Genomic DNA, 23,990 nt, shown 5'->3' with positions numbered 1-23,990 from the left:
GAAATAGGTGTCGAACAGATTTGGCAGGGGGATGGCAAGCCGTTATTCTGAGCGGGTTCGCGCTTGTGTTGCCGGAATGCTATGAATATTTCCCGCGTTTTCCTGAACCGATTGCACAGCCAGGCGAGTCGTGGCGACACGGTTGTCGTGATCGACGTGTTGCGATCGTTTACGACTGCGGCCGTGGCGCTCGCCAATGGGGCGGCGGGTGTCTACCCCGCCGAGGGCGTATCGGCGGCGGCAAACCTGGCGGCAGCGATTTCCGATGCGGTCTTGGTCGGCGCTGTTGGCGGCGGCGACCCGGTTCCCGGCTTCGATTTCGGCAATTCGCCCTGGCAACTGATGCAGACTGATCTCGCAGGGAAAAACGTGGTGATGACCACGGCGGCGGGTGTGCGCGGTCTCCAGCGTTTTGGCCGGGCTCATCGGCTGTATGCGGCCAGCTTGGTGTGTGCCCGGGCGACCGCGGCAGCCATCCTGGCCTCGGGTGCCGAAGAGGTGTGTTTTGTGATTACCGGGGAGTGGGTCGATCGCGACGGTGATGAGGATATCGCCTGCGCGGACTATATCGAGGCCCTGTTGCGCGGCGAGCGCCCCGATCCCGAATCCTTTGCCCTGCGGGTGCGAAACTCCGATTTCGGGCGTCGCTTTTCGAGCGGGGCCTGGCCCCATTTGCCGTGTGGCGACCTTGAACTGGCCGCGCACGCCGATCTGTTCGATTTTGCCATGCCGGTCGGATGCGAGGCTGGCCGATTGATCATCCGCTAACGACGATTCGTTTCTCGGTTGGGGCACCTTGCTCGGGTTTGAAACGTGATTTTTCCGCGGGTGTCGGAAAACATTACATCCAAGGGGGTTCGAACTTTTCGTGGTTGGAAAAACTCATTGTAATCATATGGTTGCTGTTGTGGGCATGCGTTATGCTGATGATTGGGTGCTTCCCCGTTCTTTGGAGACAAACATGAACTCGAACACCACTTTTGCCAGTCAAACTTTTAGTGCGCTGCTTGGAACGATCGCTCTTGCCGTATCCGGTCATGCCGCCGCCGTTCCGGTTACAAACTGGGACTTCGAGGTGAACAGCGGCTTTACCGCCTATCAGGGTAATGGCGGAGGTGCAAACGGGGGGGTCACGGGCTCCAACACGAATGCGCTGTTGAACGCCCCTTCACTACTCAGTTGGGGCGTTTCAACCGGTTTTGGGCAATCCTCCCTGGGGGTTGGCGCAGCGACCAACGGCAAATTCACCGGTTCGCTGGTGACGAATGACCCGGCGGTCAATACCGTCCAACTGATCCATCAGAACAACCCCATCTTTGCCCCCAGTCTGCGCTCGGCAACTTTAATGGACGTGATTTCGCTGAGAAGCACTGCCCCGGTTTCCGGCTCGTTCATGACGCCTGCTGCCTTGCTGTTCTCCATCAATTTCCTGGAGACCGACAATGACGGGACTTGCGAGGCCGGAGGGAGTGGTGGTAACTGCAACGATATTTTCGTCATCAACGTTGCGGGGGCCGGCTTCAATCCTGCCGATAATTCTCTGAATCAGACCTTCTGGTACGATGGCGAGGACTACAACGCCATCCTGCATATCGCCGGTCTGGGCGTCCTGAGCAATTCGGCGTGCGATGCGGTCTTCAACGACACGGCGCATCGTGGATGCATCGGGTTCACGACGATTGAGCAGCAGAGGAATTCATTCCAGGTTTCGCTGCAGATCACCGACACGCCGTATGTTGTGCCGGAGCCGGGTAGTCTTGCATTGATGGGCCTCGGCCTGCTGGGCCTTGGCGCATTCCGTCGTCGCTGGTCGTTCGGAGTGTAATTCGGGGTTTGGTTTGTCAGGCGGGGGGCTGATCGCTCGGCTCCCCGCTTTGTCCGTTAACGGCCCTTGTATTCCGGTTTGCGCTTTTGCATGAAGGCGTCGATGCCTTCGCCTGCGTCCTCGCTCATCATGTTGCACGCCATTACTTCTGCAGCGTAGTCATAGGCCTCGCGCAGTCCCATCTCCAGCTGCTTGTAGAACATGCCTTTCCCGGTGCGGATGGCAACGGCGCTCTTGGCCAGGATGCTGCCCGCCAGGCGCTCGATTTCGGCATCCAGGGCATCGGCCGGCACGACACGGTTAACAAGGCCCCTGCTTTTCGCCTCCATGGCATCGATGAAATCACCGGTCAGTAGCATTTCCAAAGCGGCCTTGCGTCCGAGGTTGCGGGCCAGGCCAACGGCTGGCGTGGAACAGAACAGGCCGACATTGATGCCGGACACCGCGAATTTGGCGACATCGGCGGCGACCGCCAGGTCGCACATGGAGACTAACTGGCAGCCTGCGGCGGTGGCGATGCCATGGACACGGGCAATCACCGGCTGCGGCATGCGGGTGATGCTGAGCATCAGCTCGCCGCATTGGCGGAATAGCGCCTGCATGTATTCCTTGCTGTGATTGGCACGCATTTCCTTCAGGTCGTGGCCTGAGCAGAAAGCCTTGCCGGCGCCGGCGATGACTACGACGCGCACCGATTCGCTGGCGGCGATGGCATCGAGTTCGGCCTGCAGCGCGCTGAGTAAGTCCTTGGATAGCGAGTTGAAGGCGTTGGGACGGTTGAGGGTCAGCGTGGTCAGGCCGTCGGTGCGGTCGTTGCGCAGGATGAGAGTGTCGCTTTCGTTCATGGTGCGTCTCCTGTTTGTCGTATTGTAAAACGCTAATCTAGCAGAACCTTATTCCGTGAGGATGGACGGTATCGTCTGGATGGGGTGGGTTGGCGTTTGAAAGTTTCAATGTGGGTATAACGACGAAGGTGGGCAGATGTATGAGCAGATCAGGAAAGGTGTGACGAGACACCACGCTGCCTGACGATATGCTGGGCACGTATCGTCCTGGCGTGGGGTGGGATGATGCGCTCTATACTCCGATATCCGTAGCTTCCTTCGGGGCAAGGTGGTAAGGCCGTCGGCGCGGTTGGTGTATAAGACCAGGGATCGAGTCCATGCTGCTCTCATCGCCGACGGCGGATGCTCTGCTTCTCTTGATCGGCCTCGGCCTGGTTCTCGCATGCAAGCCATACCCGAAGGTTGTCGAGGGATATTCACAGATAGCCTTCGTGGCAGCGAACGATTTTCTGTGCTGAACCGCTGCTATGCTATCGGCGTTCAGTTCGCTGTTGCCTCCCGCGACACCCACTACCGATTCGATACATGCCTCCAGAGCACTACCATAGCTTGTTCCTTGAAATGTCGGCGGCGGCCAATCTTGATGAAATTGGCGCGTTCTGTCGCCTGCTGGGAACGAAAATGGGGTTTGAATATTTCATTTATGCGTTGAGGGTTCCACGGCAGTTCACCGAATCGCGCGTCGTTCTGCTCAAGGGTTATCCGGATGCCTGGCTCTCCCACTACTGGCAAAATGATTATGCGGGGCTCGATCCTGTTATCCGTCATTGCAGCAGGCACGTCGTTCCGGTGCTCTGGCATGATCTGCCGGACTCGCCGGCGAAACCGGCCGGCAGAGTGATGGACGAAGCCCGCGAGTTCGGTATGAAAACCGGTATCAGCATGCCCGTTCATAGTCCGCGGGGCAGTCTTGGCATACTTAGTTTTGCGACCGGCATCGACGATGCCGAAGCGCGTGCCGCAACCCGTCAGTTGAGTCCTTACGTCCAATTGCTGGCCGCCCATCTGCACGAAGCCATTCTACGCGTTAGCGGTTGCCGGGAGGAGCAACAGCTTACCCAGCAACTCACTCGGCGCGAAACCGAGTGCCTGCGCTGGGCGGCCGATGGCAAAACTTCGTGGGAAATCGGGCAATTGCTCAACATGTCGGAGCGTACGGTCAATTTTCACTTCAACAACGCCGCGAAAAAATTGTCTGTCGTCACACGCCAGCACGCTGTGGCCAAGGCCATCCTGTACGGATTCATCAACCCGCTGCCGTTTTGAATACCTGTCAACGCTGACAGCTGGCGGTTACAAGCCATTCTTACCAATAATGGGCCCTCTTCCCTTTTTAGGAACAATGACATGGTCCATTTCCAAAAGCTGGCAGTGATCGCGCTAATCCTGATGGCTGGTGCCTGCGCCAACATCGCCGAAAAGACGAATACCCTGAGCGATGAAAAAATCAAATCGCAAACCGGCGGCACGCTTGGCTATGCGCCGGATGCCTTGACCATCGTCAGTCGGCGGACCGAGGGCACCAATACTTATGTCGAATTGCGGGCCAACGACAAAAAAGTATTTAATTGTGTGATAAACGGCGGCAACGCACTGAGCTTTGGCATGACCAATCCGCCGTCTTGTGCCAAAAAGGGAGAGCCGTTGAGAGTCGGACCCTTCGGCCAGTAATTTGTCGACTGCGGGCTGATATTAAGCGTGATATGCCCAGTCCGCGGAGTCGGGCTCTACTCACGCGCTGGGTTTGATCGGAAAAGCATGGACTCCTTGTTGCGGTCAACGCTCTTCGGCATCTAAATCGCGATAGCTTTGATCCTCGGGACGGAAGGCTCCGTCGTTAATCCCCCTGACGAACGGGTCGTCTGCGCAGGCCGGGGCGCAGTAAAATTGCGCTTATGAATCCCCCGCGCTGCGTCCACCTCCGCCTCCATTCCGAATACTCCGTGACCGACGGCATCGTCCGCATCGGCGATGCCGTCAAGCGCGCCGCCGGCGACGGTATGCCGGCCATGGCGCTGACCGACCTCGGCAACCTGTTCGGGCTGGTCAAGTTCTACACCGGGGCGCGCGGCAAGGGGGTCAAGCCGGTGGCCGGGGCGGATGTCTGGATCGCCAATCCGGATGCGCCGGAAGATGCCCATCGGCTGCTGCTGCTGGTGCGCAATCGCGAGGGCTACCGGCAACTGTGCGAACTGTTGACCAAGGCCTACCTGGTCGAAGGCCGGCGTGACCGTGCCGAGATTCGCCGCGAATGGTTCGCCGAGATCGGTTGCGATGGCCTGATCGCGCTGTCCGGCGCGCATCTCGGCGATGTCGGCGAAGCCCTGCTGAACGGCAATTTCGACCTTGCCGGCGAGCGGGCGAAAGCCTGGGAAGCGATCTTCCCCGGCGCTTTTTATCTGGAAGTGCAGCGCTACGGCCAACCGCAGCAGGAAGCCGTTGTCCAGCAGACGGCCGACCTGGCTGGCGAAACCGGCTTGCCGCTGGTTGCCACGCACCCGATCCAATTCATGAAGCCCGATGACTTCCAGGCGCACGAAGCACGCGTCTGTATTGCCGAGGGCTACGTGTTGGGCGATACCCGCCGGCCGAAGATTTATACCGCCGAGCAGTATTTCAAGTCGCAGGACGAGATGGTCGAACTGTTCGCCGACTTGCCCGAGGCGCTGGAAAACACGCTGGAAATCGCCAAGCGCTGCAATATCGAGATGACGCTGGGCAAGAACTTCCTGCCGCTGTTCCCGACCCCGGAAGGGATGTCGCTCGACGATTTCCTGGTCCAGGAAGCCAAGGCTGGTTTGGAAAAACGCCTGGTCGAGCTGTACCCAGACCCTGAAGTGCGTGCCCAGCGGCGGCCGGAGTACGACGAGCGCCTCGACTTCGAGTGCAAGACCATCCTGCAGATGGGCTTCCCCGGCTACTTCCTGATCGTGGCCGACTTCATCAACTGGGGCAAGCAGAATGGCGTGCCGGTCGGTCCCGGCCGGGGTTCCGGTGCCGGCTCGCTGGTCGCCTATTCGCTGCGCATCACCGACCTCGATCCCCTGGCCTATGCCTTGCTGTTCGAGCGATTCCTGAACCCGGAGCGGGTATCGATGCCCGACTTCGATATCGACTTCTGCCAGGACAACCGCTGGCGCGTTATCGAATACGTCCGCGAACACTACGGTGCCGACGCGGTCAGCCAGATCGCCACCTTCGGCACCATGTCGTCGAAGGCGGTAATCCGCGACGTCGGCCGTGTGTTCGGCCTGCCGTACTCGATGTGCGACCGCATCTCCAAGCTCATTCCCATCGTCCAGAACAAGCCGGTATCGCTTGCCGAGGCGCTGGAGCAGGAGCCGCAGTTGCGCGACATGATGGAGGGCGACGGCGATGGTGAAACGATCCGCGAGCTGTTCGACCTAGCCGGACGCCTCGAGGACTTGACCCGCAACGTCGGCATGCACGCCGGTGGCGTGCTGATCGCGCCGGGCAAGATCACCGACTTCTGCCCGATCTATCAGGCCACCGGCGCCGATGCCTCGCCGGTGTCGCAATTCGACAAGGACGACGTCGAAAAGGCCGGTCTGGTGAAGTTTGACTTCCTCGGCCTGCGCAACCTGACCATTATCGAGCTGGCCGTCGAGTACATCCGTCGCATGACGGGCGAGAAGCTCGACCTGATGTCGCTCGGCTTCGAAGATCCCGGTGCCTACCAGATACTGAAGGACGCCAATACGACGGCGATCTTCCAGGTGGAATCGGAAGGCATGAAGAAGCTGCTGAAGAAGCTGGCGCCCGACCGTTTCGAAGACATCATCGCTGTGCTCGCGCTCTATCGCCCCGGTCCGCTCGGCTCCGGGATGGTGGACGACTTCATCCTGCGCAAAAAAGGCCAGCAGAAGATCGACTACTTCCACCCCGACCTGACCGCCTGCCTGTCGCCGACCTACGGCGTCATCGTGTACCAGGAACAGGTGATGCAGATCTCGCAGATCATCGGCGGCTACACGCTGGGCGGCGCCGACATGCTGCGCCGGGCGATGGGCAAGAAGAAGCCCGAGGAAATGGCCAAGCACCGCGAGACCATCGCCGCCGGCGCCAAGGAGCGCGGCTACGATCCGGCGCTGGCCGAGCAGTTGTTCGACCTGATGACCAAGTTCGCGGAATACGGCTTCAACAAGTCGCACACCGCCGCCTACGCCGTGGTCACCTATCACACGGCCTGGCTCAAGCGTTACCACTGCGCGGCCTTCATGGCGGCGACCCTGTCGTCCGATATGGACAACACCGATACGGTGAAGATCTTCTACGAAGACACCATCGCCAACAAGGTGAAGATGCTGGGGCCGGACGTGAACGCGTCGCCCTACCGCTTCGAACCAGTCGATCGCGAGACCATCCGCTATGGCCTGGGGGCAGTCAAAGGCACCGGTGAGCAGGCGGTCAACGTCATTCTCAAGGCGCGCGAGGAAGGCGGGCTGTTCAAGGACCTGTTCGATTTCTGCCAGCGTTGCGACAAGCGCATGGTCAACCGCCGCACCATCGAGGCGTTGATCCGCGCCGGGGCCTTCGACTCGATTGCCCCGCTGACCGCAGGCGATGCGCCGGGGCCAGATCGCGCCAAATTGCTGGCGACCGTGGGCGTGGCCATGGATTTCGCCGAGCAGGCTGAGCGCAACGCCATGCAGACCAGCCTGTTCGACATCGCCGATGTTGCCGACGAACATGCGCCGGAATACGTCAGCGTGCGTCCGTGGGATGAAAAGACCCGCTTGATGGAGGAAAAGACGGCGCTCGGCTTCTTCTTCTCCGGTCACCCGTACAACACCAGCAAGAAGGAATTGTCGCGCTTCATCCGCCGCCCGCTCAACCGTCTTGAGCCGTCCAAGGAATTCACCAACATCGCCGGCATCGTCGTCGGCATCCGTACCCAGATGACCCGGCGCGGCAAGATGCTGTTTGTCCAGCTTGACGACGGCACGGCGATGGTCGAGGTGTCCGTGTTCAACGAACTCTTCGAGGCCGAGCGCGACAAGATCGTCACCGATGAGATCCTGGTCATCGAGGGCAAGGTGCGCTATGACGAGTTCTCGGGCGGCAATGCCGTCGTCGCCGAGCGGCTGATGACCTTGGGCGAGGCACGGGCGCGCTTCGCCCGGCACCTCCTGCTCAGGATGAACGGAAATTCCGATGTCGGTAAACTGAAATCCTTGTTGTTACCCTTTGCCCCAGGCCCGGCGACGGTACGCATTCGTTACCGCAACGAGATCGCCGAGTGTGAAATGGTACTGGGCGAATCGGCACGCGTCCGTCTCGACGATGCACTGCTCGAAGCCCTGGGCGGTTGGCTGCAGCCGGAAAACGTGGAGATCGTCTATCAATGATCACGGTGATCGATCGTTCCCTGATGGCGAGCTTGGTGGACGCCGCCCGACAGTCGCCGCGCCGACGTTTTCATCGCAACTTCCACCCTGACAACGATTATCCGGCGCATCGCCTGTTGATCGCCATGGAGCCGGACTCCTATGTTCCGCCGCATCGCCATCTCAACCAGACCAAGGATGAAACCTTGCTGATCCTGCGCGGCAGTCTGGGCGTGTTGTTTTTCGACGCCTTGGGCCAGCCGGAGCATGGCTTTGTGCTGCAGGCGGGGGGCGAGAGGCTTGGGGTTGATATTCCAAACGGCATCTATCACACGGTTATTGCCCTGGAGCCGGGTACCGTCTTTTTCGAGGCCAAGGCCGGTCCCTATGTGCCGGTATCCGCCGAGGAACGGGCTGCATGGGCGCCGCAGGAGGGGGAGGTCGGTGTGCCTGCCTATCTGGCCGGATTGCGCGAACGTTGCGGCGGGGGCGGCAACACCAGCCTGTGCGACTGAGCGGCGCCTGCCCGCTGCCGAATTACTTGATCAGGTCGGTCTTGAAGCCGATGCGTACGCCACCCCAGTGACGACCGTTGACCATGATCGGCATTGACAGGTCGTTGAGGATTTCACCGGTGTCGCGGACATAGGTCTGGAACAGCGAACTCTTCTGGTTCTTGGCCAGCTTGATGCCGACTGGATCGTTGAAGATGCGCTTGTGGCGGCATTTGACCAGGTCGACTGCCGGGTCGCCCGACGGGGCATTGGAAAAAACGCCGTTGTGGGCCGGAGCATAGCCATTGCTGTCGACAGACAACGCATAGGTCAGGCCGGGCACATCGCGCAGCAGGTCGTCGTACAGTCGTGTGAGATCGCTGTCGCACTGGGCGTCATACGCAGTGGTATAGCGCTTGGGGTTCGAGCCGGCAATTTCCTTGTAGGACTGATCGAAGACATCGACACCCCGGGCGGCCAGTTTGTGCAGGATGCCGGCGACGTTGTCGCGGAAGTGTGCGCACTTGTCGTGCAGCGTATCGAACATGTTGTTGCCGGTGCGGAAGTCGGCGAGCGTGCACTGCAAATCCTCGGTTGATTCGCGCAGGGTCTTTGCCGATGCGATGCATTGTTTCATGCGGCCCGAAATGTCGCGGGAGTGGTCGCGGATTTCCTCTACTTCACTATGGATGGCCTGGTTGCTCTCGCGCAGGTTGTAGATTGCTCCCGAGATTGTTGTCAGCTGTTCGGTGGTCACCTTGAAATCACCGACCATGGTCGTCAGATCGTTTGCCGAGGTTTCGATGTAACCGTTGGCTTTGGTGACTTCTCCGACGATGGTCTGCGTCTTGTCCGATGTGTCGGCAACCAGGTTGATCATCGATTGCGTGTTCTGTCCAATGACCTGGGTGGCTGTCTTGACCTTCTCGGCGAGTTTGCGCACTTCGTCGGCGACCACGGCGAAGCCCCGCCCGGCCTCGCCGGCGCGGGCTGCTTCGATGGCTGCGTTGAGGGCCAGCAGGTTCGTCTGGTCCGAAATGTCGTTGATCAGCGAGACGATCTCGTTGATCTTCATCGAACTGGTGTGTAGTTCGGTTACTGTCGAGGAGAAGTGTTCGATATGTGCGTTGGTCGAGCGCATGGTCGAGGCAACGGTTTCCATCTGCTCCAGCGAGCGCTGGGCGAGGTCGAGATTGTTCCGGGTCGATGCCTGGATGGCATCGGAGTTCATGGCTACTTCGGCGACGGCCAGGTTGACGCGGTTGCTCGACTCGAAAACGTTGGCCGCCAGGGTTTCCTGGCGCCGCACGGCTTCATCGGTCTGCTGGACCAACTGGTTCATGCGTGCCGCATCGGCGGCAATGCTCACGCTGCGTTCGCGTGCATGCGAAATCAACGAACGGACACGAGCGAAGAATCGGTTGATGTTGGCGGATATTCGTCCCTCCGCATTGCTGCCGGAGGTGCCGACCGAATGCGACAGGTCGGCTTGACCTTCGGCAATCGCCGCGATATCCCGATCAATCTTGTCGAGTGACGCGTTGCGTCCAAAGAATCCCATTAATATCTCCTCCAGGTGTATTTTTTTGTTTGCCGGGACGAGGCAAATCCAGCGGGATCATACGCTTTCGCCATGGGGCTTGCCATACTGTTGCGAGAATTGAAAATTTGCAGGCACAACCCCAAAAGAAAAGGCCCGGGAGCAAGCCGGGCCTTGGGGAGTCGTGGTGCCTGAAGCGATTCAGGCGATGCGTTGACGGGCTGCGATGCGGCCGAGCAGGAAGCCTTTGATTTCGTGGAAGGGAATCGGCTTGCCAAAGATGGTGATGTCGGCCGGCAGGCCGCGTTTGATGACTTCCTCGCGGTCGATGGCGCTGACCACGATGATGTCCATGCGGGCGAGGTCGGGGTTGGCGCGCAGACGGCGGATCATTTCGAAGCCATCCATGCCCGGCATCATCAGGTCGGCGATCAGGATGTCCGGAACGCGCTGACCGACCTGCAGCAGGCCATCGAAACCATTGGCCACGATACGCAGCTTGATGGGCAGGCCCCAACTGTCGATGGTCATTTGGTAGAGCATCTGCAGAGTCTGATCATCCTCGGCGACCAGGATGTCGAGTTGGCCGCCGTTTTCCTGCGCGCTCGGCGTCAGGTTGCGCCGACGGGCGAGCAAGGCTTCAACCGAGGCGACCGGAATCCGGCGGTGGCCGCCGGCGGTCTTCCAGGCTTCGAGCGCACCGCTTTCCACCATGTTCTGAACGGTCCCAAGAGAAACGCCCAAACGCAGGGCTGCTTGCCGGGTACTGAGGTATTCGGATTCCGCCATGATCAGATCGTCTTCTATGAAATTGCAAATTCAGCAAATTCTATCCTGATATTGGGCGAAACTTCAATGAAAAAAAACCCCGGGTAAAAATCCGGGGTTTTCTACATCCACGTTTTGCTCCTGGCCCGGAGCAAGGGAATTACAGTTTCTTGGCGTTCTTGGCCAAGTAGGCGGCGACGCCTTCGGTCGAAGCGACCATGCCGGGCTTGCCCTTGTTCCAGCCAGCCGGGCAGACTTCGCCATGTTCTTCGAAGAATTGCAGCGCGTCGACCATGCGCAGCATTTCGTCGATATTGCGGCCGAGCGGCAGCATGTTGACGACCTGGTGCATGACAATGCCATTTTTGTCAATCAGGAAGGAGCCACGCAGAGCAACACCGGCGGCTTCGAGTTCGACATCGTAGGCGCGGCAGATTTCGTGCTTGACGTCGGCGACCAGCGGATAGCCGACCTGGCCGATGCCGCCTTCCTTGACGGCGGTGTTCTTCCACGCCAGGTGGGTGAACTGGGAATCGATGGAGACGCCGATCACCTCAACGCCGCGTTGCTTGAATTCTTCCAGGCGATGATCGAAGGCGATCAGTTCGGACGGGCAGACGAAGGTGAAGTCCAGCGGGTAGAAAAACAGGACGACCGGCTTGCCCTTGAATTGAGAGAGCTTCAGTTCCTTGATTTCGTTGTTGCCATAGACAGCGGTTGCGGTGAAATCGGGGGCTTGCTTACCAACGAGAACGGCCATTGGAAACTCCTTATCGTGATTGGTTTCGGGGTTGGGGTAAATAACCAATTTAGCGAAGCGGGGATGCCATGTCAAACCAATGAAACGGGAAAAGGCTGCTTTCTACTTGCCTGTGATGTCGTGCTCGCTGGCATAATCCATTCATGAGAATAATGAATGCCGAGCAGGCTGGCGGAGGGGCCAGAGCATGCTGAAGGCGCTGGTCTTTCTGCCGGTGGTGGGGGCTGTCCTGCTGGCTGTCATGCCGGCGCGGCGCGCCTTGCCCTTGTGGCAGGCGGCCATGGTATTCGCGCTGGCGGCGCTTGGTTACGCGCTGTGGCTGGCGAGCCGCTTCGACCCGGCCGGGGCGGCGGTCCAGATGTTCGAAAGCCGTGCCTGGAACGTTCGCCTCGGTTCGTATTTCGCACTGGGCGTCGACGGCATCTCGCTGGCCATGGTACTGCTCGCTGCCTTGCTTTCCCTGATTGCCGTGCTGGTATCGCGGCGCATGAACGAAGGCGCCAGGCTCTATTACGTGCTGGTCCTGCTGCTCGAATCGGCGATGTTCGGGGTGTTCACGGCGCGCGACTGGTCGCTGTTCTACGTTTTCTGGGAGGCGACGCTGATTCCGTTGTTCTTCCTGATCGACCGGCTGGGCGGGCCGAACCGGCAGCGCGCGGCGCTCAATTTCTTTCTCTATACGCTGGGGGGCTCAGTGTTCATGCTGGTCGCCCTGCTTTTTCTTTATGATGCGGCGCCCGGTCACAGCTTCGCGATGGCCGACATGGCCGCCGGCGGTCGCGAGTTGCCGGTGAATACCCAGTTGCTGATCTTTGCCGGCCTGTTCATCGGCTTCGGCGTCAAGATGCCGGTTTTCCCGTTGCATGGCTGGTTGCCGCTGGCCCACGTCGAGGCGCCCAGCCCGGTGTCCATCCTGCTTTCCGGCGTGCTGCTCAAGATGGGGGCCTACGGGCTGATCCGCGCCGCCGAAACGCTGCCTGCCGCGCTGTTGGCCACGCAGGACTGGCTGGCCATCCTCGCTTTCGTCAGCCTGCTCTACGGTGGCGTCCTGGCTTGGCGGCAACAGGACTTGAAGGCGATGGTCGCCTACTCGTCGATTTCGCACATGGGCGTGGTGCTGCTCGGCATCGCCACCCTCAATGTCACCGGCCTGACCGGCGCAGTGGTGCAGATGGTGGCGCACGGGCTGACCGCCGCCACCTTGTTCCTGGTTGTCGGCCTGCTCTACCAGCGGACGCATAGCCGCGATCTGGCCGACTACGGCTCGCTGCTCGGCAAGGCGCCGCGCTTTGCCTTCTTTGCGGCCTTTGGCTTGCTTGCCGCCATCGGCTTGCCGGGCAGTGCCGGTTTCATCGCCGAGCTGCATGCGCTGCTGGCTGGCTATGTGCGCTGGGGCGGCTGGGTGATCCTGCTCGGGCTGGCCATGCTGGTCGGCGCCGCCTACAGCCTGCGCGTCATCGGTCGTCTGTGCCTGAAGGGGGAGGGCATGGAACTGGCGGACATGACGCGCACGGAAACCTTGGCCGCCGGCTTGCTGGCGGTCTGCATCGTGACGCTCGGCTTGTGGCCGGCGCCCCTGCTCGAATTAGTGGCGGGCAGTGTCGGCCTGGTGGCCGGACGGTTCGGGGAATGAGATGAGCGACCGGCGCGATCTACCCATCCGCGAGCAGTTGGCCGCCTGGGTCGATCACCTGACGCATGTCTTGCCTGCGCAAGCCCCGATTCGCGATTTCGTCCATCACAATACCCTGCACGGCTTTCAGCACCTGCCGTTTGACCAGGCTCTGGCGGCCGCCCATCGGCAGAGCGGGGCGCTTACCTATTGGCCGGAAAGCCGTTTCCGCGAATGCTTCGCGCAAGGGCGGGTGACGCGGGCTGACTTGTCGGCGGCGCTCGACGATGCCGGCGTCACCGATCTCGAGTCGCTTGTCGTTCCCGGCTCGACCCGGGGGGATGTGCTGCTGGCCAGCCTGCTGGCTGGCGACGAGGTCGCCGGGGAAGAACGTATCGCTTGGTTGCGGCGAGAAGGGCTGTGCGATGAAGAGCGCATGTTTCAGGCCTGCGCGTCGCTGGTGGCGTCGTCGCCGGCCGCAGCGGACGAGCTTGGTGCGTGGGCGGCGGAGTGTGCCGGAGTCGGCGAGACGCGGACATGGCGCGATCTGCTCGCCGAACTGACCGGTGAGGATGTGCTGGAGCGGACGCGCAGCATCCTGCAACGCCATCTCGCGGCCCACCTCGATCTCGGCGTTGCCGCCTGGCGCAACCCGGCGCGGGACCGGGGCTTCTTCGCCGCCTGGCGAGCCAGCGCCGGTTTCGATCTGGCCTGGGAAATGGACGAGTTGCCGAATGTCCGCGACGAGATACTGCATTTGCCGGACGACCCGCTGGATGTCCTGCTCGATGCGTTGCCGCGCTTGCTGCCGGACGAAACCCGATGGTTTGGCTACCTGGAGCGCCTCAGCCTGGAATTGCCCGGCTGGTCGGGCATGTTCCTGTGGCGCGACCGCAACCCGAGTCGGGGCGACGGCACGCCGGTCGCCATGCTCGACTACCTGACCGTGCGCGTGCTCCTCGAACGCCTGCTGACCGACGACCTGGTACGCCGGCTGGTCGGCTGGCCGATGGGCGTGGCCGAGCTGGACGCCTATTTCCGGGAACGTACCGACGAGCTTCTCGTCCGCCGGGTGGCCCACCGGGCGCGCTTGCCGGAGGACCTGCAAGGCGAGGCGGCGAACCTGGTCGAGCAGGCCCGGGTCGGCCATGTCGACGAGCCGGCCTGGCAGGCGCTGGCCGAGCGGCTGAGGCCTGCGTTGGCGCAGCTGCGGGTGAACGGGGCGGCATGGCGGCTGACTGCACTGGTCCGACAACTGGGCATGACGCCCGATGCCGTCGCCCGCCTCGGCATGCAAGATGCCGACAAGCTGCTGGCCTGCACGGCGAGCCTGAACACCCTGCAGCGCGGCCACGTCTGGTTGCTCGCCTATGAGCGGCATTATCGTGAGCAGCTGTTCTCGGCGCTGGCGGCCAATCATCCGCGTCGTCTTTCGCCGGCGGTGCCGTCGGCCCAGGTGGTGATGTGCATGGATGATCGCGAAGAGGGGACGCGGCGCCACCTCGAGGAGATCGCCCCTGATATCGAGACATTGGGCGCAGCCGGTTTCTTTGGCGTGCCGATGTATTGGCAGGGGCTGGACGACCCGGACAAGACGGCGCTGTGCCCGGTCGTCGTACAGCCGCGCCACCTGATCCGCGAGCTGCCGGCACATGGTGCCGAGGCGTTGGCGGTGCGCCATGCCGCGCGTCGGGAGAGGCGCTTGCGCTGGCGCGAACGCTTTTATCAGGACACCCGGCGCCGGGCGTTGGCCGGCCCGCTGCTCGCCGCGCTGGGCAGTGTGCCGGCGCTGGCTGCGTTGACGGCGGCGACGTTGGCGCCGGGCTGGTTTGCCGAAACGCGGCGACGCTGGCGGGAACAATTCGACGGGCGGGTGCCCACTCGCCTGGCCTTGACCGCCGAACGGGACGACGAGGCGACGCCGGAACGGCCTCGCTCGGGGTGGAGCGAAGAGGAACAGGTCGAACGGGTGGCGGCCTTTCTGCGCATGATCGGCTTGACTCGCGACTTTGCGCCGCTGGTCGTGATCTTCGGGCATGGCTCGAACAGCCTGAACAATCCACACCTGTCGGCCTACGATTGCGGTGCCTGCTCCGGCCGCCACGGCGGGCCCAATGCGCGCGTCTTCGCGGCGCTGGCCAACCGGCCGGAGGTGCGTGCCGGCCTGGCTCGGTTGGGCTTGGCGATTGGCGACGACAGCTGGTTCGTCGCTGCCGAGCACAACACCTGCGACGACGGGGTCGAATGGTATGACCTGGAAGGGGTTCCCGAGCGTTTCCAACTGGCGCTGGATCGTCTGGTCGGGCAGATCGGCGAGGCGTGCCGGGCGCACGCCGCCGAACGCTGCCGTCGCCTGGCCTCGGCGCCGATGCGGCCGACGCCGTGGCAGGCACGCCGGCACATGCTCGGCCGCGCCAACGATCTTTCGCAGGCTCGTCCCGAACTGGGGCACGCGACGAACGCCGCGGCCTTCATCGGCCGTCGGCAGATGAGCCGTGGGCTCTTCCTCGATCGCCGGGTGTTCCTGATTTCCTACGACCCGACCGCCGACGACGCCGAGGGGCGCATCGTCGAGGGCATCCTGCTCGCCGCCGGTCCGGTGGGGGCCGGGATTGCGCTGGAATACTATTTTTCCTCGGTCGATAACGAGCGTTTCGGTTGCGGCTCGAAGGTGACGCACAACCTGACCGGGCTGTTCGGCGTCATGGAAGGTGCCGATTCCGACCTGCGCACCGGCCTGCCCTGGCAGATGGTCGAAATTCACGAGCCGATGCGCCTGCTGGTGGTGGTCGAGCAAACAACGGACGTACTGACGGCCATCGTGCAGCGCCAGCCGGCCTTGCAGGAACTGGTCGGCAACGCCTGGATCGTGGTCGCCGCCAAAGACCCGGCCAGCGGGGCCATTCAGCGCTATTGCCCGCGTCGCGGCTGGTTGCCGTGGTCCGGCCCGGCCGTGCTGCCGCAGGTGGCGCGCTCGGCCGACTGGTTCGCCGGTCAGTCCGCCGCGCTGGCGCCGGCCATCATCCTCGGCGGGGCGCGATGAAGATGCTGCTCGATCTGCTCGCCGACTGGGTCTGGCTGGTGCCGGTCCTGCCGCTGCTGGCCGTCGTCGTGACCGGCATCCGTGTCCTGCTCGGTCGGGCCAGTGGCGACGCAGCCGAGCCGCTAACCGCGCGCCTGGCATCGCTGGCCGCTTTCGGCGGACTGGCGCTGCTGCTCGCCATCGATGCGCTGGCGCTGGTGCATGGCGCGCCGGGACACCGCCGGCTGGCGCATTGGTTCGGCAACGGCAACTGGGAGGCAACCTTCTCGTTCATGCTCGATCCGCTGTCGCTGATCCTGGGCACGCTGACCGCGCTGATCGGCTGGCTGGTCGTCCGCTTCTCGGCCAATTACCTGCACCGCGAGGCCGGTTTCCATCGTTTCTTCATAGCGCTGGGCTTCTTTCTGGCCGGCATGCAGTTCGTGCTGCTTGCCGGCAACGGACTGCTCGCCTTCGTCGGCTGGGAAATGTGCGGCATTTCGTCCTTCCTGCTCATCGGCTACGCCTGGCACCGCCCCGTGGCGACCGGCAATGCGCTGTTCGCCTTCATCACCAACCGCGCTGGCGATGCCGGCTTCCTGCTCGCGCTCGGACTGGCGGCGGCCTGGCTGGGCGGCTTCGAATGGACGGCCCTGTCGCGGGCCAAGGAGATCAGCGTGGTGAATGATCGCCTGTTGGTCATCGGTTTCGTCATCGCGGCGCTCGCCAAGTCGGCGCAATTGCCGTTCACCGCCTGGATAACCCGGGCGCTGGAGGGGCCGACGCCGTCGTCCGCCATCTTCTACGGCGCGGTGATGGTGCATGCCGGCGTCTATCTGCTGCTGCGCCTGGAGCCGCTGCTCGTCCAGGTGCCGGATGTGATGATCGGCCTGGTCATCGTCGGCGTACTGACGGCGATCTACGCCTGGCTGTGCGGACTGGTGCAGACCGACGTCAAGTCGGCACTGATCTTCGGCGTTGTCTTCCAGGTGGCGCTGATGTTCGTCGCCATCGGCCTCGGCTGGACGACGCTGGCTCTTGTCCATCTCTGTCTGCATGCCGGCTGGCGCATCTGGCAATTCCTGCTCGCGCCGTCGTGGTTGGCCATTACCCGCGAAAGACCGCCCGCACCGCCGGCCTGGCTGCGCAACAACCAGTTGCTGTACACCATCGCCCTGCAGCGCTTCTGGCTGGACAAGCTGGCGCAGACGCTGCTCGTCGAGCCGACCCAGTCGTTCTCGCGCGATGTGCGCGGGCTGGAGACGCATTTCATCGACCGTGCCATCGGCCAGCCCGGGCAGGGCAGGGCGTTGCATCCGGAGCGGCCGCTGGTGCGGGTCGATGGCTTGCCCGGACGCCTGCTGGCGGCGCTTTCCGACAGTCTGCAGCGCATCGAGTATCGCCTGCTGCTGCGCGGCAGGGGCGGTGCCGCCGAAAAGCTCCTGCAGCGCACCGGCGCTTATCTGCGGACTATCGAGGGGCTGCTCGAACAGCCGCGCTACCTGATGATGGCGGTGATGGCGACTTTCGTGGTGATTCTGTGAGCGGCGCGGTTTTCGGCGGCTTTAGCGAAATTTTCTGGCAGCGCCAGGCCGCCCTGCCGCTGCTGCTCCTGCTGCAGCTGCTGCCGCTGCTGGGCGCAGCGGTTGTCTTCGCGTTCAAGGAGCGAACGACGGCCGTCGTGCTCGGCAAGGTGTTCGCGCTGGGCGAACTGCTGCTGGCGGTCGCCGCCGTTCTCCATCTCGACCCGACGTCGCCGGCGCTGCAGCTGGCCGAACGTTTCGCGCCGCTGGCCTACCATGTTGCCGTCGACGGTCTGAGCATGGTCTTCATTCTGTCGGCAGCCCTGCTGACCTTCCTGATGACGCTCTATGGCATGAGCCGCGGCATGATTTCGCCGGGCCGCCTGTTTGCCGTTCTGCTGATCGCCGAGGCCGGGCTGGTCGGCATGCTGGTCACCGTCAATGTCGCCTGGTTTGCCGCTTTCTCCGGGCTGGAACTGTGGGCGGTGGTGTACCTGCTGCGCCGCTGGGCTTCGTCGCGCGCCGAAATCCAGGCGCTGGCGCGCTTCGTCCAGTACCAGGGCTTCGGCTGGGCGCTGTTCGCAGCCGGCTGCGTGGTGCTCGGCTGGGGGCACGCCGAGGCGACCGGCGGACGGTGGAGCTTCGACCTGTTCGACCTGGTCGGTGCCATCCCGGTCGGCAAGTTCCAGACTGCCGCCTTCTACCTGCTGTTTTACGGACTGGCCGTGCGCACGCCGCTCTTTCCGCTGCATGGCTGGCTGCCCAACATGGCACAGCACGGCCTGATCGCCGTGGCGCCGGCGCTGATGGTTGGCGTCAAGGTCGGCATCTACGGCATGCTGCGCTTCGTTTTGCCGCTGACCCCGGCGGCGGTGCAGGCGTGGCAGCCGTATGTCGTCGGTTTCGCCATGGCCGGCGTCTTCTTCACGGCAGCGCTCGCCTTCCAGCAGACCAACCTGCGCCGCCTGCTCGCCTTCGCCGTGGTCAGCCATACCAGCCTGCTGGTCATCGGCCTGTTCAGCCTGCACGAGTCCGGTATCCAGGGCGCGGTGCTGCTCGCCGCCAACTTCGGGCTGGCGGTGACCGGCATGTGGTTCATCGTCGGCTTCGTCTTCCGGCGCACCGGAACGACCGAGCTGCACGAATTGTCCGGCCTGTTCGAACGCATTCCCTTTCTCGCCATCGCCTTCCTCAGCTTCGGCCTGGCCATCGTCGGCATGCCGGGGACGCCGGGTTTCGATGCCGCTCACTTGATTCTGGAGGCGGCCATCGACCAGTTCGGCGCCTTGTCTACGGTCGCCACGGCGCTCGGCAACGTGGCGGCAGCGGGCTTCCTGCTTTGGGCCTTCCAGCGTGCCTTCCTGTCGCAGGCCAAAGCCGGCAGCCATGATGTCGACCGTACCTTGCCTATGGAATACGTGGTCGGCGGAATTGCCCTGGCCGCCATGCTGGCCATCGGCTTTTTCACCGAACCCTGGCTGTTCCTGACCGAAGCGGCGAGCAAGGCGGCGGCCGCGAGGTTCGCGCCATGAGCCAGCCCTTGATTTCGCTGCTCGTTTGCCTGCCGCTGGCGGCCGCCGGTTTGCTGTGGCTGCTGCCGGCGCGCCTGGCACGTTGGCTGGCGGCCTGGAGCATGTTCGTCTCGCTGGTGCTGGGCGTAGCGGCGCTGGCCGCCTACGATCCGGCGGGAGCGCGCTTTCAGCTGCTGGAAAGCCATCCCTGGATCGCCAGCCTGAACGTGTACTACCGGGTCGGCGTCGACGGCCTGTCCATCCTTTTCCTGCCGGCGACGGCACTGCTTTTCCTCGGCTCTCTGGCTGCCTGCTGGAATGCCGTGTCGGAGGCGCCGCGTTTCCATTACAGCCTGTTGCTGCTTTTGCAGGCGGCGACCTTCGGCATCTTCTGCGCGCTCGATACGGTTCTTTTCTTCGTCTTCTGGGAGCTGACCCTGCTGCCGCTGTACTTCCTGCTCGGGCGCTGGGGGGTAACGCGCGGTGCCCCGGCGGCGGCCTCGCGCTATTTTCTGATTATGTTGGCGGGCGGCGTGCCGCTGCTGCTGGCGTTCGTGATCCTGGCCTGCAGCCAGGCCGTGCCCAGCTTCGATTTGACGGCGTTGCTGACGGTGCCCCTGCCCCGTGGGACGCAGACGGCCGTTTTTCTGCTGTGTCTGGTCGGCTTCGGGGTCAAGGTGCCGCTGGTGCCGCTGCATACCTGGCTGCCGCAGTTCGCGCTGGCCGCGCCCGGTTCGCTGACGGCGCTGCTGGTCGGCCTCAAGCTCGGCGCTTTCGGCCTGATCCGCTTTGCCGTGCCGCTGGCGCCCGACGCCGCGCTCGACCTGCATTGGCTGCTCGCCGGCCTCGGTACCGTGGCCATCCTGTATGGAGCGGTCGGCATGCTGGCACAGACCAATATGCGGGTCAGCCTGGCCTACGCCAGTATCTGCCACGTCGGGCTGGCGGTGCTCGGGCTGGCTTCCTACACGGCGCAAGGGGCGCAGGGGGCGGTATCGCTGCTGCTCAGCTTCTCGGTGGCGACCGGCGGCGCCTTTCTGTTGCTCGAATTCCTGCGCCAGCGCACCGGTTCGACGGATATCCACGCCCTGGGCGGCGCCGCCAAAACGATGCCGCTGCTCGCCACCGGCTTCCTGATCTGCGGTCTGGCCGGCGTCGGCATGCCGGGGACGAGCAGCTTCCCGGGCGAGTTCATGCTCATTATCGCCGCGCTGCAGAGCCACACCGGCGCCGGCATGGCCGCCCTGTTCGGGCTGGCCATCGCCGCCGGCGGCTTCCTGGCGCTTTACCGCAAAGCTTTCTTCGGGCCGGTGGACAAGGTGGGGGTGGGCCAGGCCAGCGACCTGCGGCCGCGCGAGTGGGCGGTGCTGGTCGCCCTGATCGTCATGATCGCCGGCATCGGCATCTATCCCGGGCCGTGGATAGAGATCGTCCGACCGGCGGCCGAGGCCTGGGCTTCGGGTATGACGCGCTGATCGTCGGGTGTAAGCTCGTGTGGGTTTCGCTTTGGAGTGCATGAATGATCGTTAGCCATCGTTTCGTCTCCGCCCTCGATACTGCTATCGACGGCGTGTTATCGGAATGGCAGGGACGGTGGCCGCAAATGGGCGTTCTCGCTCTGGTACCGGAAGCGGAGAAGGGAAGCGTTCCGATACTGCAGCGGTTGAGCCAAGCGCGCGCCATTCCCTTGGTGGGGGCCATTTTTCCCGCCTTGGTGACGAGCGACGGTTTTTCCGTCGACGGCATATGGCTGGTTTGTTTCGACCGCATGCCGATGCGTTGTTTGGTGCCGAATTTGGCTGAGGGCGCTGTGCAGGCCATTGCCGACCCGCTTCGGGAAGCGCTTTCCACGGGGGACCAAGGGGGGGAGCCGGTCGTCTTCATGGTGTTCGACGGCATGCTCCCGAACGTTTCCTCGTTGTTGCATGGACTGTACGAGGAATTGGGGGCGGCTATTCACTACGCGGGGGTGTGCGCCGGTAGCGAAAGCTTTCAGCCGATGCCATGCCTGTTCGACGGGAAAACGCTGATCGGCGGTGGTGTTTTGGTCATCATGCTCGGTCGGGAGATCGACCGGGTCGCACTACGGCACGATTACCCGGTATCGCAGACGTTGATGAAAGCAACGTCCGCGGAGGGTAACCGGATCGATCACATTGACGGTCGACCGGCCTTCACCGTGTACCAGGAAGTGATTCGGCACGAGTTCGGTATCGACCTGACGCACGACAATTTTTACGACTATGCGGTGCATTTTCCTTTCGGATTGATCACCGCCGTCGACGTTCTGGTCCGTATTCCCGTCGCCTTCGATGCGGACGGTTCTTTGTGGTGCGTGGGCGAAGTGCCTCCCAATGCGCTGCTTCGGCTGCTCAAGGCGCCGCCAGCCGAAAACAGCGCGTGCATTGCCCGCCTGGCCGTGGCGCTGGCCGGCAACAAAGAGGTTGTCCGTCGTCTCCCCCTGCTGGCATTTTATTGCGCTGGCCGACGGATGCATTTGGGGGCCGGGGCGGTCAGCGAGATTGCTCAACTGGCCGCCGCGACCGGGGCAAGTCCGCTGATTGGCGCCCTCTCTCTCGGCGAGATCGATCAGTTCAGCGATCTCCATGTTCCCCGCTTCCACAATGCCGCGCTCGTTTGCCTGCGCGTTGCGACGGAGGGCGCGGGGACGGCTTAGGCCTTCTTGACGAATTCCGACTTCAGCTGCATGGCGCCGATGCCGTCGATCTTGCAGTCGATGTCGTGGTCGCCTTCGATCAGGCGGATATTCTTGACCTTGGTGCCGACCTTGACGACCGACGAACTGCCCTTGATCTTCAAGTCCTTGATGACGGTGACCGAATCGCCATCCTGCAGCACGTTGCCGTTGGCGTCCTTCCACACGCGCTTTTCCTCGACCGCCTCGGCGGCCTGTTGCGGCCATTCATGGGCACATTCCGGGCAGACGTAATTGGGGCCGTCCTCATAGGTGTATTCGGAGTTGCATTGGGGGCATTTGGGCAGGGCACTCATGGGGTTTCCTTGTCAGTAATCTTCTTCGGAGTCGCCCATCAGGTTGGGCAGCAGAATGTAGGCGCGTTGCAGCGCGTGGCTGAGATCCGGGCAAACGTTGTCGTCGCCGAGATGGTCGATGAAGCCGGAGCGGTAGAGCAACGAGCCGGGTTGTGAGTTGAGGCCGCAGACGAGCAGGGTGCAGCCGCGTTTCTTCAGCTTGTCGAGCAGGTTTTCCAGGCCTTCCAGACCGGTGGTGTCGAGTTGGATCAGTTGGGCCATATCGAGGATGACTACCTCGGGATGGCCGGCCGCCGGGTCGAGCAGGGCCTCCAGTTTGTTGACGGCGCCGAAGAACAGCGAACCGAATAACTGCCAGGCAGTGACCCGCATGCTGCCGTCCGGGTACAGGAAACGCGGCTCTGAAGCCTCTTCGCGCAACGGGCGGCGCTCGACGCGGGTCAGCTCCGACATGCGGTAGATGAAGAACAGGCTGGCCAGCACCATGCCCAGTTCGACGGCAATGGTCAGGTCGAACAGCACGGTGACGAAGAAGGTGGCGAGCAGGATGATCCGGTAGTTGTACGTATAGCGTTTCAGTTCGACGAACTCGTGCCATTCGCCCATGTTGATGGCGACCACCATGACGATGGCCGATAGCGTGGCGAGCGGTACGTAGGCGGCGAGCGGCGCGGCGAGCAGGACAATGCCGAGCAACACGAGGGCGTGGATGATGCCGGCAATCGGTGTCCGGCCGCCGGTCTTGACGTTGGTCGTCGTCCGGGCGATGGCGCCGGTGGCGGCAAAGCCGCCGAACAGCGGCGCGGCAATGTTGGCCAGCCCCTGGGCGACCAGCTCCTGGTTGGGATCGTGGCGGTCGTCGATCTGGCTGTCGGCGACGCGGGCCGAGAGTAGCGACTCGATGGCGCCGAGCAGGGCGATGGTGATGGCCGGCGAGATCAGCTTGCCGAAATCGTGGATCGACAGGCTGGGCAACCCGAAACCGGGCAGTTCCTGCGGAATGCCGTGGAAGCGGCTGCCGATGGTTTCCACCGGCAGGTCGAAAAGGAAGGAAACGAGCGTGCCGACGACGAGCACGACGAGCGGTCCGGGTGCCCGGCGCAGGATGGCGATGCGTTCCGCCAGCCAATTGTAGGAAAGCAGGAAGGCGAAGCAGGCCGAGGCCAGGCCGAGGGTGGGCAGGTCGACGGTGTCTGCGTAGGCCGCCAGGGTTTTGATGCGCAGGAAGAATTCGGCTGGCAGGCTGTCGATTTTCAGGCCGAAGAAATCCTTGATCTGGGCGAGGAAGATGACCACGGCGATGCCGTTGGTGAAGCCGATGACGACGGTGACCGGGATAAAGCGGATGAGCTGCCCCATGCGCGCCAGCCCCATGGCCAGCAGGAAGACACCGGCCAGCATCGTGGCGCCAAGCAGGTTGGCGAAACCGTGAACTGCGACGATGCCGTACACGATGGGGATGAAGGCGCCGGTCGGGCCGCCGATCTGCACCCGGGAGCCACCCAGTGCGGAGGTCAGGAAGCCGGCGACGATGGCCGTCCAGATGCCGGCGGTCGGCGAGCAGCCGGAAGCGATGGCGAAGGCCATGGCCAACGGCAGGGCGAGAACGCCAACCGTGATACCCGCTGCGAGATCCTTGCCCAACTGCACCCGGCTGTAGCCAGGCAGGCAATCGAGGAGCTTGGGGCGAAAGGCGATTTTCATGGCACGCGCTCGGGGAACAAGCGGTG

Annotated in this window: 18 protein-coding genes; 12 read left to right on the top strand and 6 right to left on the bottom strand. The window is 62.9% G+C overall.

From position 1 onward, the window contains the following. The first annotated feature begins 81 nt into the window (after positions 1–81). Positions 82–768, top strand: a complete 687-nt coding sequence (locus AB6Q56_RS13755; RefSeq protein ID WP_434513688.1) for a 2-phosphosulfolactate phosphatase — start codon at positions 82–84, stop codon at positions 766–768. Between the two features lie 193 nt (positions 769–961). Then, on the top strand, positions 962–1,825 hold the full coding sequence (locus AB6Q56_RS13750; RefSeq protein ID WP_434513687.1) for a THxN family PEP-CTERM protein: 864 nt from the start codon (positions 962–964) through the stop codon (positions 1,823–1,825). Between the two features lie 56 nt (positions 1,826–1,881). On the opposite strand, the gene AB6Q56_RS13745 is transcribed toward AB6Q56_RS13750, so the two are convergent. Continuing rightward, positions 1,882–2,670, bottom strand: coding sequence for an enoyl-CoA hydratase (locus AB6Q56_RS13745; protein WP_434513686.1), 789 nt, complete (start codon positions 2,668–2,670; stop codon positions 1,882–1,884). Between the two features lie 549 nt (positions 2,671–3,219). Between AB6Q56_RS13745 and AB6Q56_RS13740 the strand changes: the two genes are divergently transcribed. From AB6Q56_RS13740 to AB6Q56_RS13725, 4 genes are all read left to right on the top strand, one after another. After that, positions 3,220–3,936 (top strand): helix-turn-helix transcriptional regulator, encoded by a 717-nt coding sequence (locus tag AB6Q56_RS13740; protein ID WP_434513685.1) that lies wholly within the window; start codon positions 3,220–3,222, stop codon positions 3,934–3,936. 81 nt (positions 3,937–4,017) lie between these two features. Further along, entirely contained in the window at positions 4,018–4,341 is a 324-nt protein-coding gene (locus AB6Q56_RS13735; RefSeq protein WP_434513684.1) for a hypothetical protein, read from the top strand. A 224-nt stretch (positions 4,342–4,565) separates the two neighbouring features. Then, positions 4,566–8,039 carry a DNA polymerase III subunit alpha gene (gene dnaE, locus AB6Q56_RS13730; RefSeq protein WP_434513683.1) on the top strand — a complete coding sequence of 1,158 codons (3,474 nt, stop codon included), beginning with the start codon at positions 4,566–4,568 and terminating at the stop codon, positions 8,037–8,039. Continuing rightward, a complete protein-coding gene (locus AB6Q56_RS13725; protein WP_434513682.1) occupies positions 8,036–8,533 on the top strand; it encodes a WbuC family cupin fold metalloprotein in 498 nt (165 codons plus the stop codon). Before dnaE ends, AB6Q56_RS13725 begins: the two co-directional genes overlap by 4 nt. A gap of 22 nt (positions 8,534–8,555) precedes the next feature. Here AB6Q56_RS13725 and AB6Q56_RS13720 read toward each other — a convergent pair whose 3' ends face one another. From AB6Q56_RS13720 to AB6Q56_RS13710, 3 genes are all read right to left on the bottom strand, one after another. Then, complete coding sequence (locus AB6Q56_RS13720) at positions 8,556–10,073, bottom strand: methyl-accepting chemotaxis protein (protein ID WP_434513681.1); 1,518 nt, start codon at positions 10,071–10,073, stop codon at positions 8,556–8,558. Between the two features lie 180 nt (positions 10,074–10,253). Continuing rightward, the gene (locus AB6Q56_RS13715) at positions 10,254–10,841 is read right to left on the bottom strand and encodes a response regulator (RefSeq protein ID WP_434513680.1); all 588 of its coding nucleotides are present in this window, start codon (positions 10,839–10,841) and stop codon (positions 10,254–10,256) included. 139 nt (positions 10,842–10,980) lie between these two features. After that, a complete protein-coding gene (locus tag AB6Q56_RS13710; protein ID WP_434513679.1) occupies positions 10,981–11,580 on the bottom strand; it encodes a peroxiredoxin in 600 nt (199 codons plus the stop codon). A gap of 187 nt (positions 11,581–11,767) precedes the next feature. Here AB6Q56_RS13710 and AB6Q56_RS13705 point away from each other — a divergent pair, with 187 nt between their 5' ends. From AB6Q56_RS13705 to AB6Q56_RS13680, 6 genes are read left to right on the top strand one after another with little or no spacing between them, the layout of a single operon-like run. Further along, the gene (locus AB6Q56_RS13705; RefSeq protein WP_434513678.1) at positions 11,768–13,213 is read left to right on the top strand and encodes a complex I subunit 4 family protein; all 1,446 of its coding nucleotides are present in this window, start codon (positions 11,768–11,770) and stop codon (positions 13,211–13,213) included. Between the two features lies 1 nt (position 13,214). Further along, positions 13,215–16,235: a DUF2309 domain-containing protein gene (locus AB6Q56_RS13700; RefSeq protein WP_434513677.1), complete on the top strand. Its 3,021-nt coding sequence runs from the start codon at positions 13,215–13,217 to the stop codon at positions 16,233–16,235. Next, on the top strand, positions 16,232–17,758 hold the full coding sequence (locus AB6Q56_RS13695; protein WP_434513676.1) for a proton-conducting transporter transmembrane domain-containing protein: 1,527 nt from the start codon (positions 16,232–16,234) through the stop codon (positions 17,756–17,758). The genes AB6Q56_RS13700 and AB6Q56_RS13695 overlap by 4 nt, the downstream gene beginning before the upstream one ends. Beyond that, entirely contained in the window at positions 17,755–19,269 is a 1,515-nt protein-coding gene (locus AB6Q56_RS13690) for a complex I subunit 4 family protein (protein ID WP_434513675.1), read from the top strand. The genes AB6Q56_RS13695 and AB6Q56_RS13690 overlap by 4 nt, the downstream gene beginning before the upstream one ends. Next, positions 19,266–20,723: a complex I subunit 4 family protein gene (locus AB6Q56_RS13685; protein ID WP_434513674.1), complete on the top strand. Its 1,458-nt coding sequence runs from the start codon at positions 19,266–19,268 to the stop codon at positions 20,721–20,723. The genes AB6Q56_RS13690 and AB6Q56_RS13685 overlap by 4 nt, the downstream gene beginning before the upstream one ends. A 44-nt stretch (positions 20,724–20,767) precedes the next feature. Further along, positions 20,768–21,925, top strand: a complete 1,158-nt coding sequence (locus AB6Q56_RS13680; RefSeq protein WP_434513673.1) for an FIST signal transduction protein — start codon at positions 20,768–20,770, stop codon at positions 21,923–21,925. Here the strand turns inward: AB6Q56_RS13680 and AB6Q56_RS13675 are convergent. Together AB6Q56_RS13675 and AB6Q56_RS13670 are read right to left on the bottom strand one after the other, a co-directional pair. Continuing rightward, positions 21,922–22,260 carry a zinc ribbon domain-containing protein YjdM gene (locus AB6Q56_RS13675; RefSeq protein ID WP_434513672.1) on the bottom strand — a complete coding sequence of 113 codons (339 nt, stop codon included), beginning with the start codon at positions 22,258–22,260 and terminating at the stop codon, positions 21,922–21,924. The two genes, AB6Q56_RS13680 and AB6Q56_RS13675, sit on opposite strands and share 4 nt — an antisense overlap. A gap of 12 nt (positions 22,261–22,272) precedes the next feature. Beyond that, positions 22,273–23,964, bottom strand: coding sequence for a SulP family inorganic anion transporter (locus AB6Q56_RS13670; protein ID WP_434513671.1), 1,692 nt, complete (start codon positions 23,962–23,964; stop codon positions 22,273–22,275). Positions 23,965–23,990 lie beyond the last annotated feature (26 nt).

The sequence above is a fragment of the Dechloromonas sp. ARDL1 genome (assembly GCF_051122455.1).
In the GTDB taxonomy this organism is placed as follows: domain Bacteria; phylum Pseudomonadota; class Gammaproteobacteria; order Burkholderiales; family Rhodocyclaceae; genus Azonexus.
This window is presented reverse-complemented; position numbering and strand designations above follow the sequence as displayed.

Coding starts and splice junctions, on each gene's coding strand:
- AB6Q56_RS13755 (WP_434513688.1), top strand. CDS start 82: ATGAATATTTCCCGCGTTTTCCTGAACCGATTGCACAGCCAGGCGAGT.
- AB6Q56_RS13750 (WP_434513687.1), top strand. CDS start 962: ATGAACTCGAACACCACTTTTGCCAGTCAAACTTTTAGTGCGCTGCTT.
- AB6Q56_RS13745 (WP_434513686.1), bottom strand. CDS start 2,670: ATGAACGAAAGCGACACTCTCATCCTGCGCAACGACCGCACCGACGGC.
- AB6Q56_RS13735 (WP_434513684.1), top strand. CDS start 4,018: ATGGTCCATTTCCAAAAGCTGGCAGTGATCGCGCTAATCCTGATGGCT.
- dnaE (WP_434513683.1), top strand. CDS start 4,566: ATGAATCCCCCGCGCTGCGTCCACCTCCGCCTCCATTCCGAATACTCC.
- AB6Q56_RS13725 (WP_434513682.1), top strand. CDS start 8,036: ATGATCACGGTGATCGATCGTTCCCTGATGGCGAGCTTGGTGGACGCC.
- AB6Q56_RS13720 (WP_434513681.1), bottom strand. CDS start 10,073: ATGGGATTCTTTGGACGCAACGCGTCACTCGACAAGATTGATCGGGAT.
- AB6Q56_RS13715 (WP_434513680.1), bottom strand. CDS start 10,841: ATGGCGGAATCCGAATACCTCAGTACCCGGCAAGCAGCCCTGCGTTTG.
- AB6Q56_RS13710 (WP_434513679.1), bottom strand. CDS start 11,580: ATGGCCGTTCTCGTTGGTAAGCAAGCCCCCGATTTCACCGCAACCGCT.
- AB6Q56_RS13705 (WP_434513678.1), top strand. CDS start 11,768: ATGCTGAAGGCGCTGGTCTTTCTGCCGGTGGTGGGGGCTGTCCTGCTG.
- AB6Q56_RS13700 (WP_434513677.1), top strand. CDS start 13,215: ATGAGCGACCGGCGCGATCTACCCATCCGCGAGCAGTTGGCCGCCTGG.
- AB6Q56_RS13695 (WP_434513676.1), top strand. CDS start 16,232: ATGAAGATGCTGCTCGATCTGCTCGCCGACTGGGTCTGGCTGGTGCCG.
- AB6Q56_RS13685 (WP_434513674.1), top strand. CDS start 19,266: ATGAGCCAGCCCTTGATTTCGCTGCTCGTTTGCCTGCCGCTGGCGGCC.
- AB6Q56_RS13680 (WP_434513673.1), top strand. CDS start 20,768: ATGATCGTTAGCCATCGTTTCGTCTCCGCCCTCGATACTGCTATCGAC.
- AB6Q56_RS13675 (WP_434513672.1), bottom strand. CDS start 22,260: ATGAGTGCCCTGCCCAAATGCCCCCAATGCAACTCCGAATACACCTAT.
- AB6Q56_RS13670 (WP_434513671.1), bottom strand. CDS start 23,964: ATGAAAATCGCCTTTCGCCCCAAGCTCCTCGATTGCCTGCCTGGCTAC.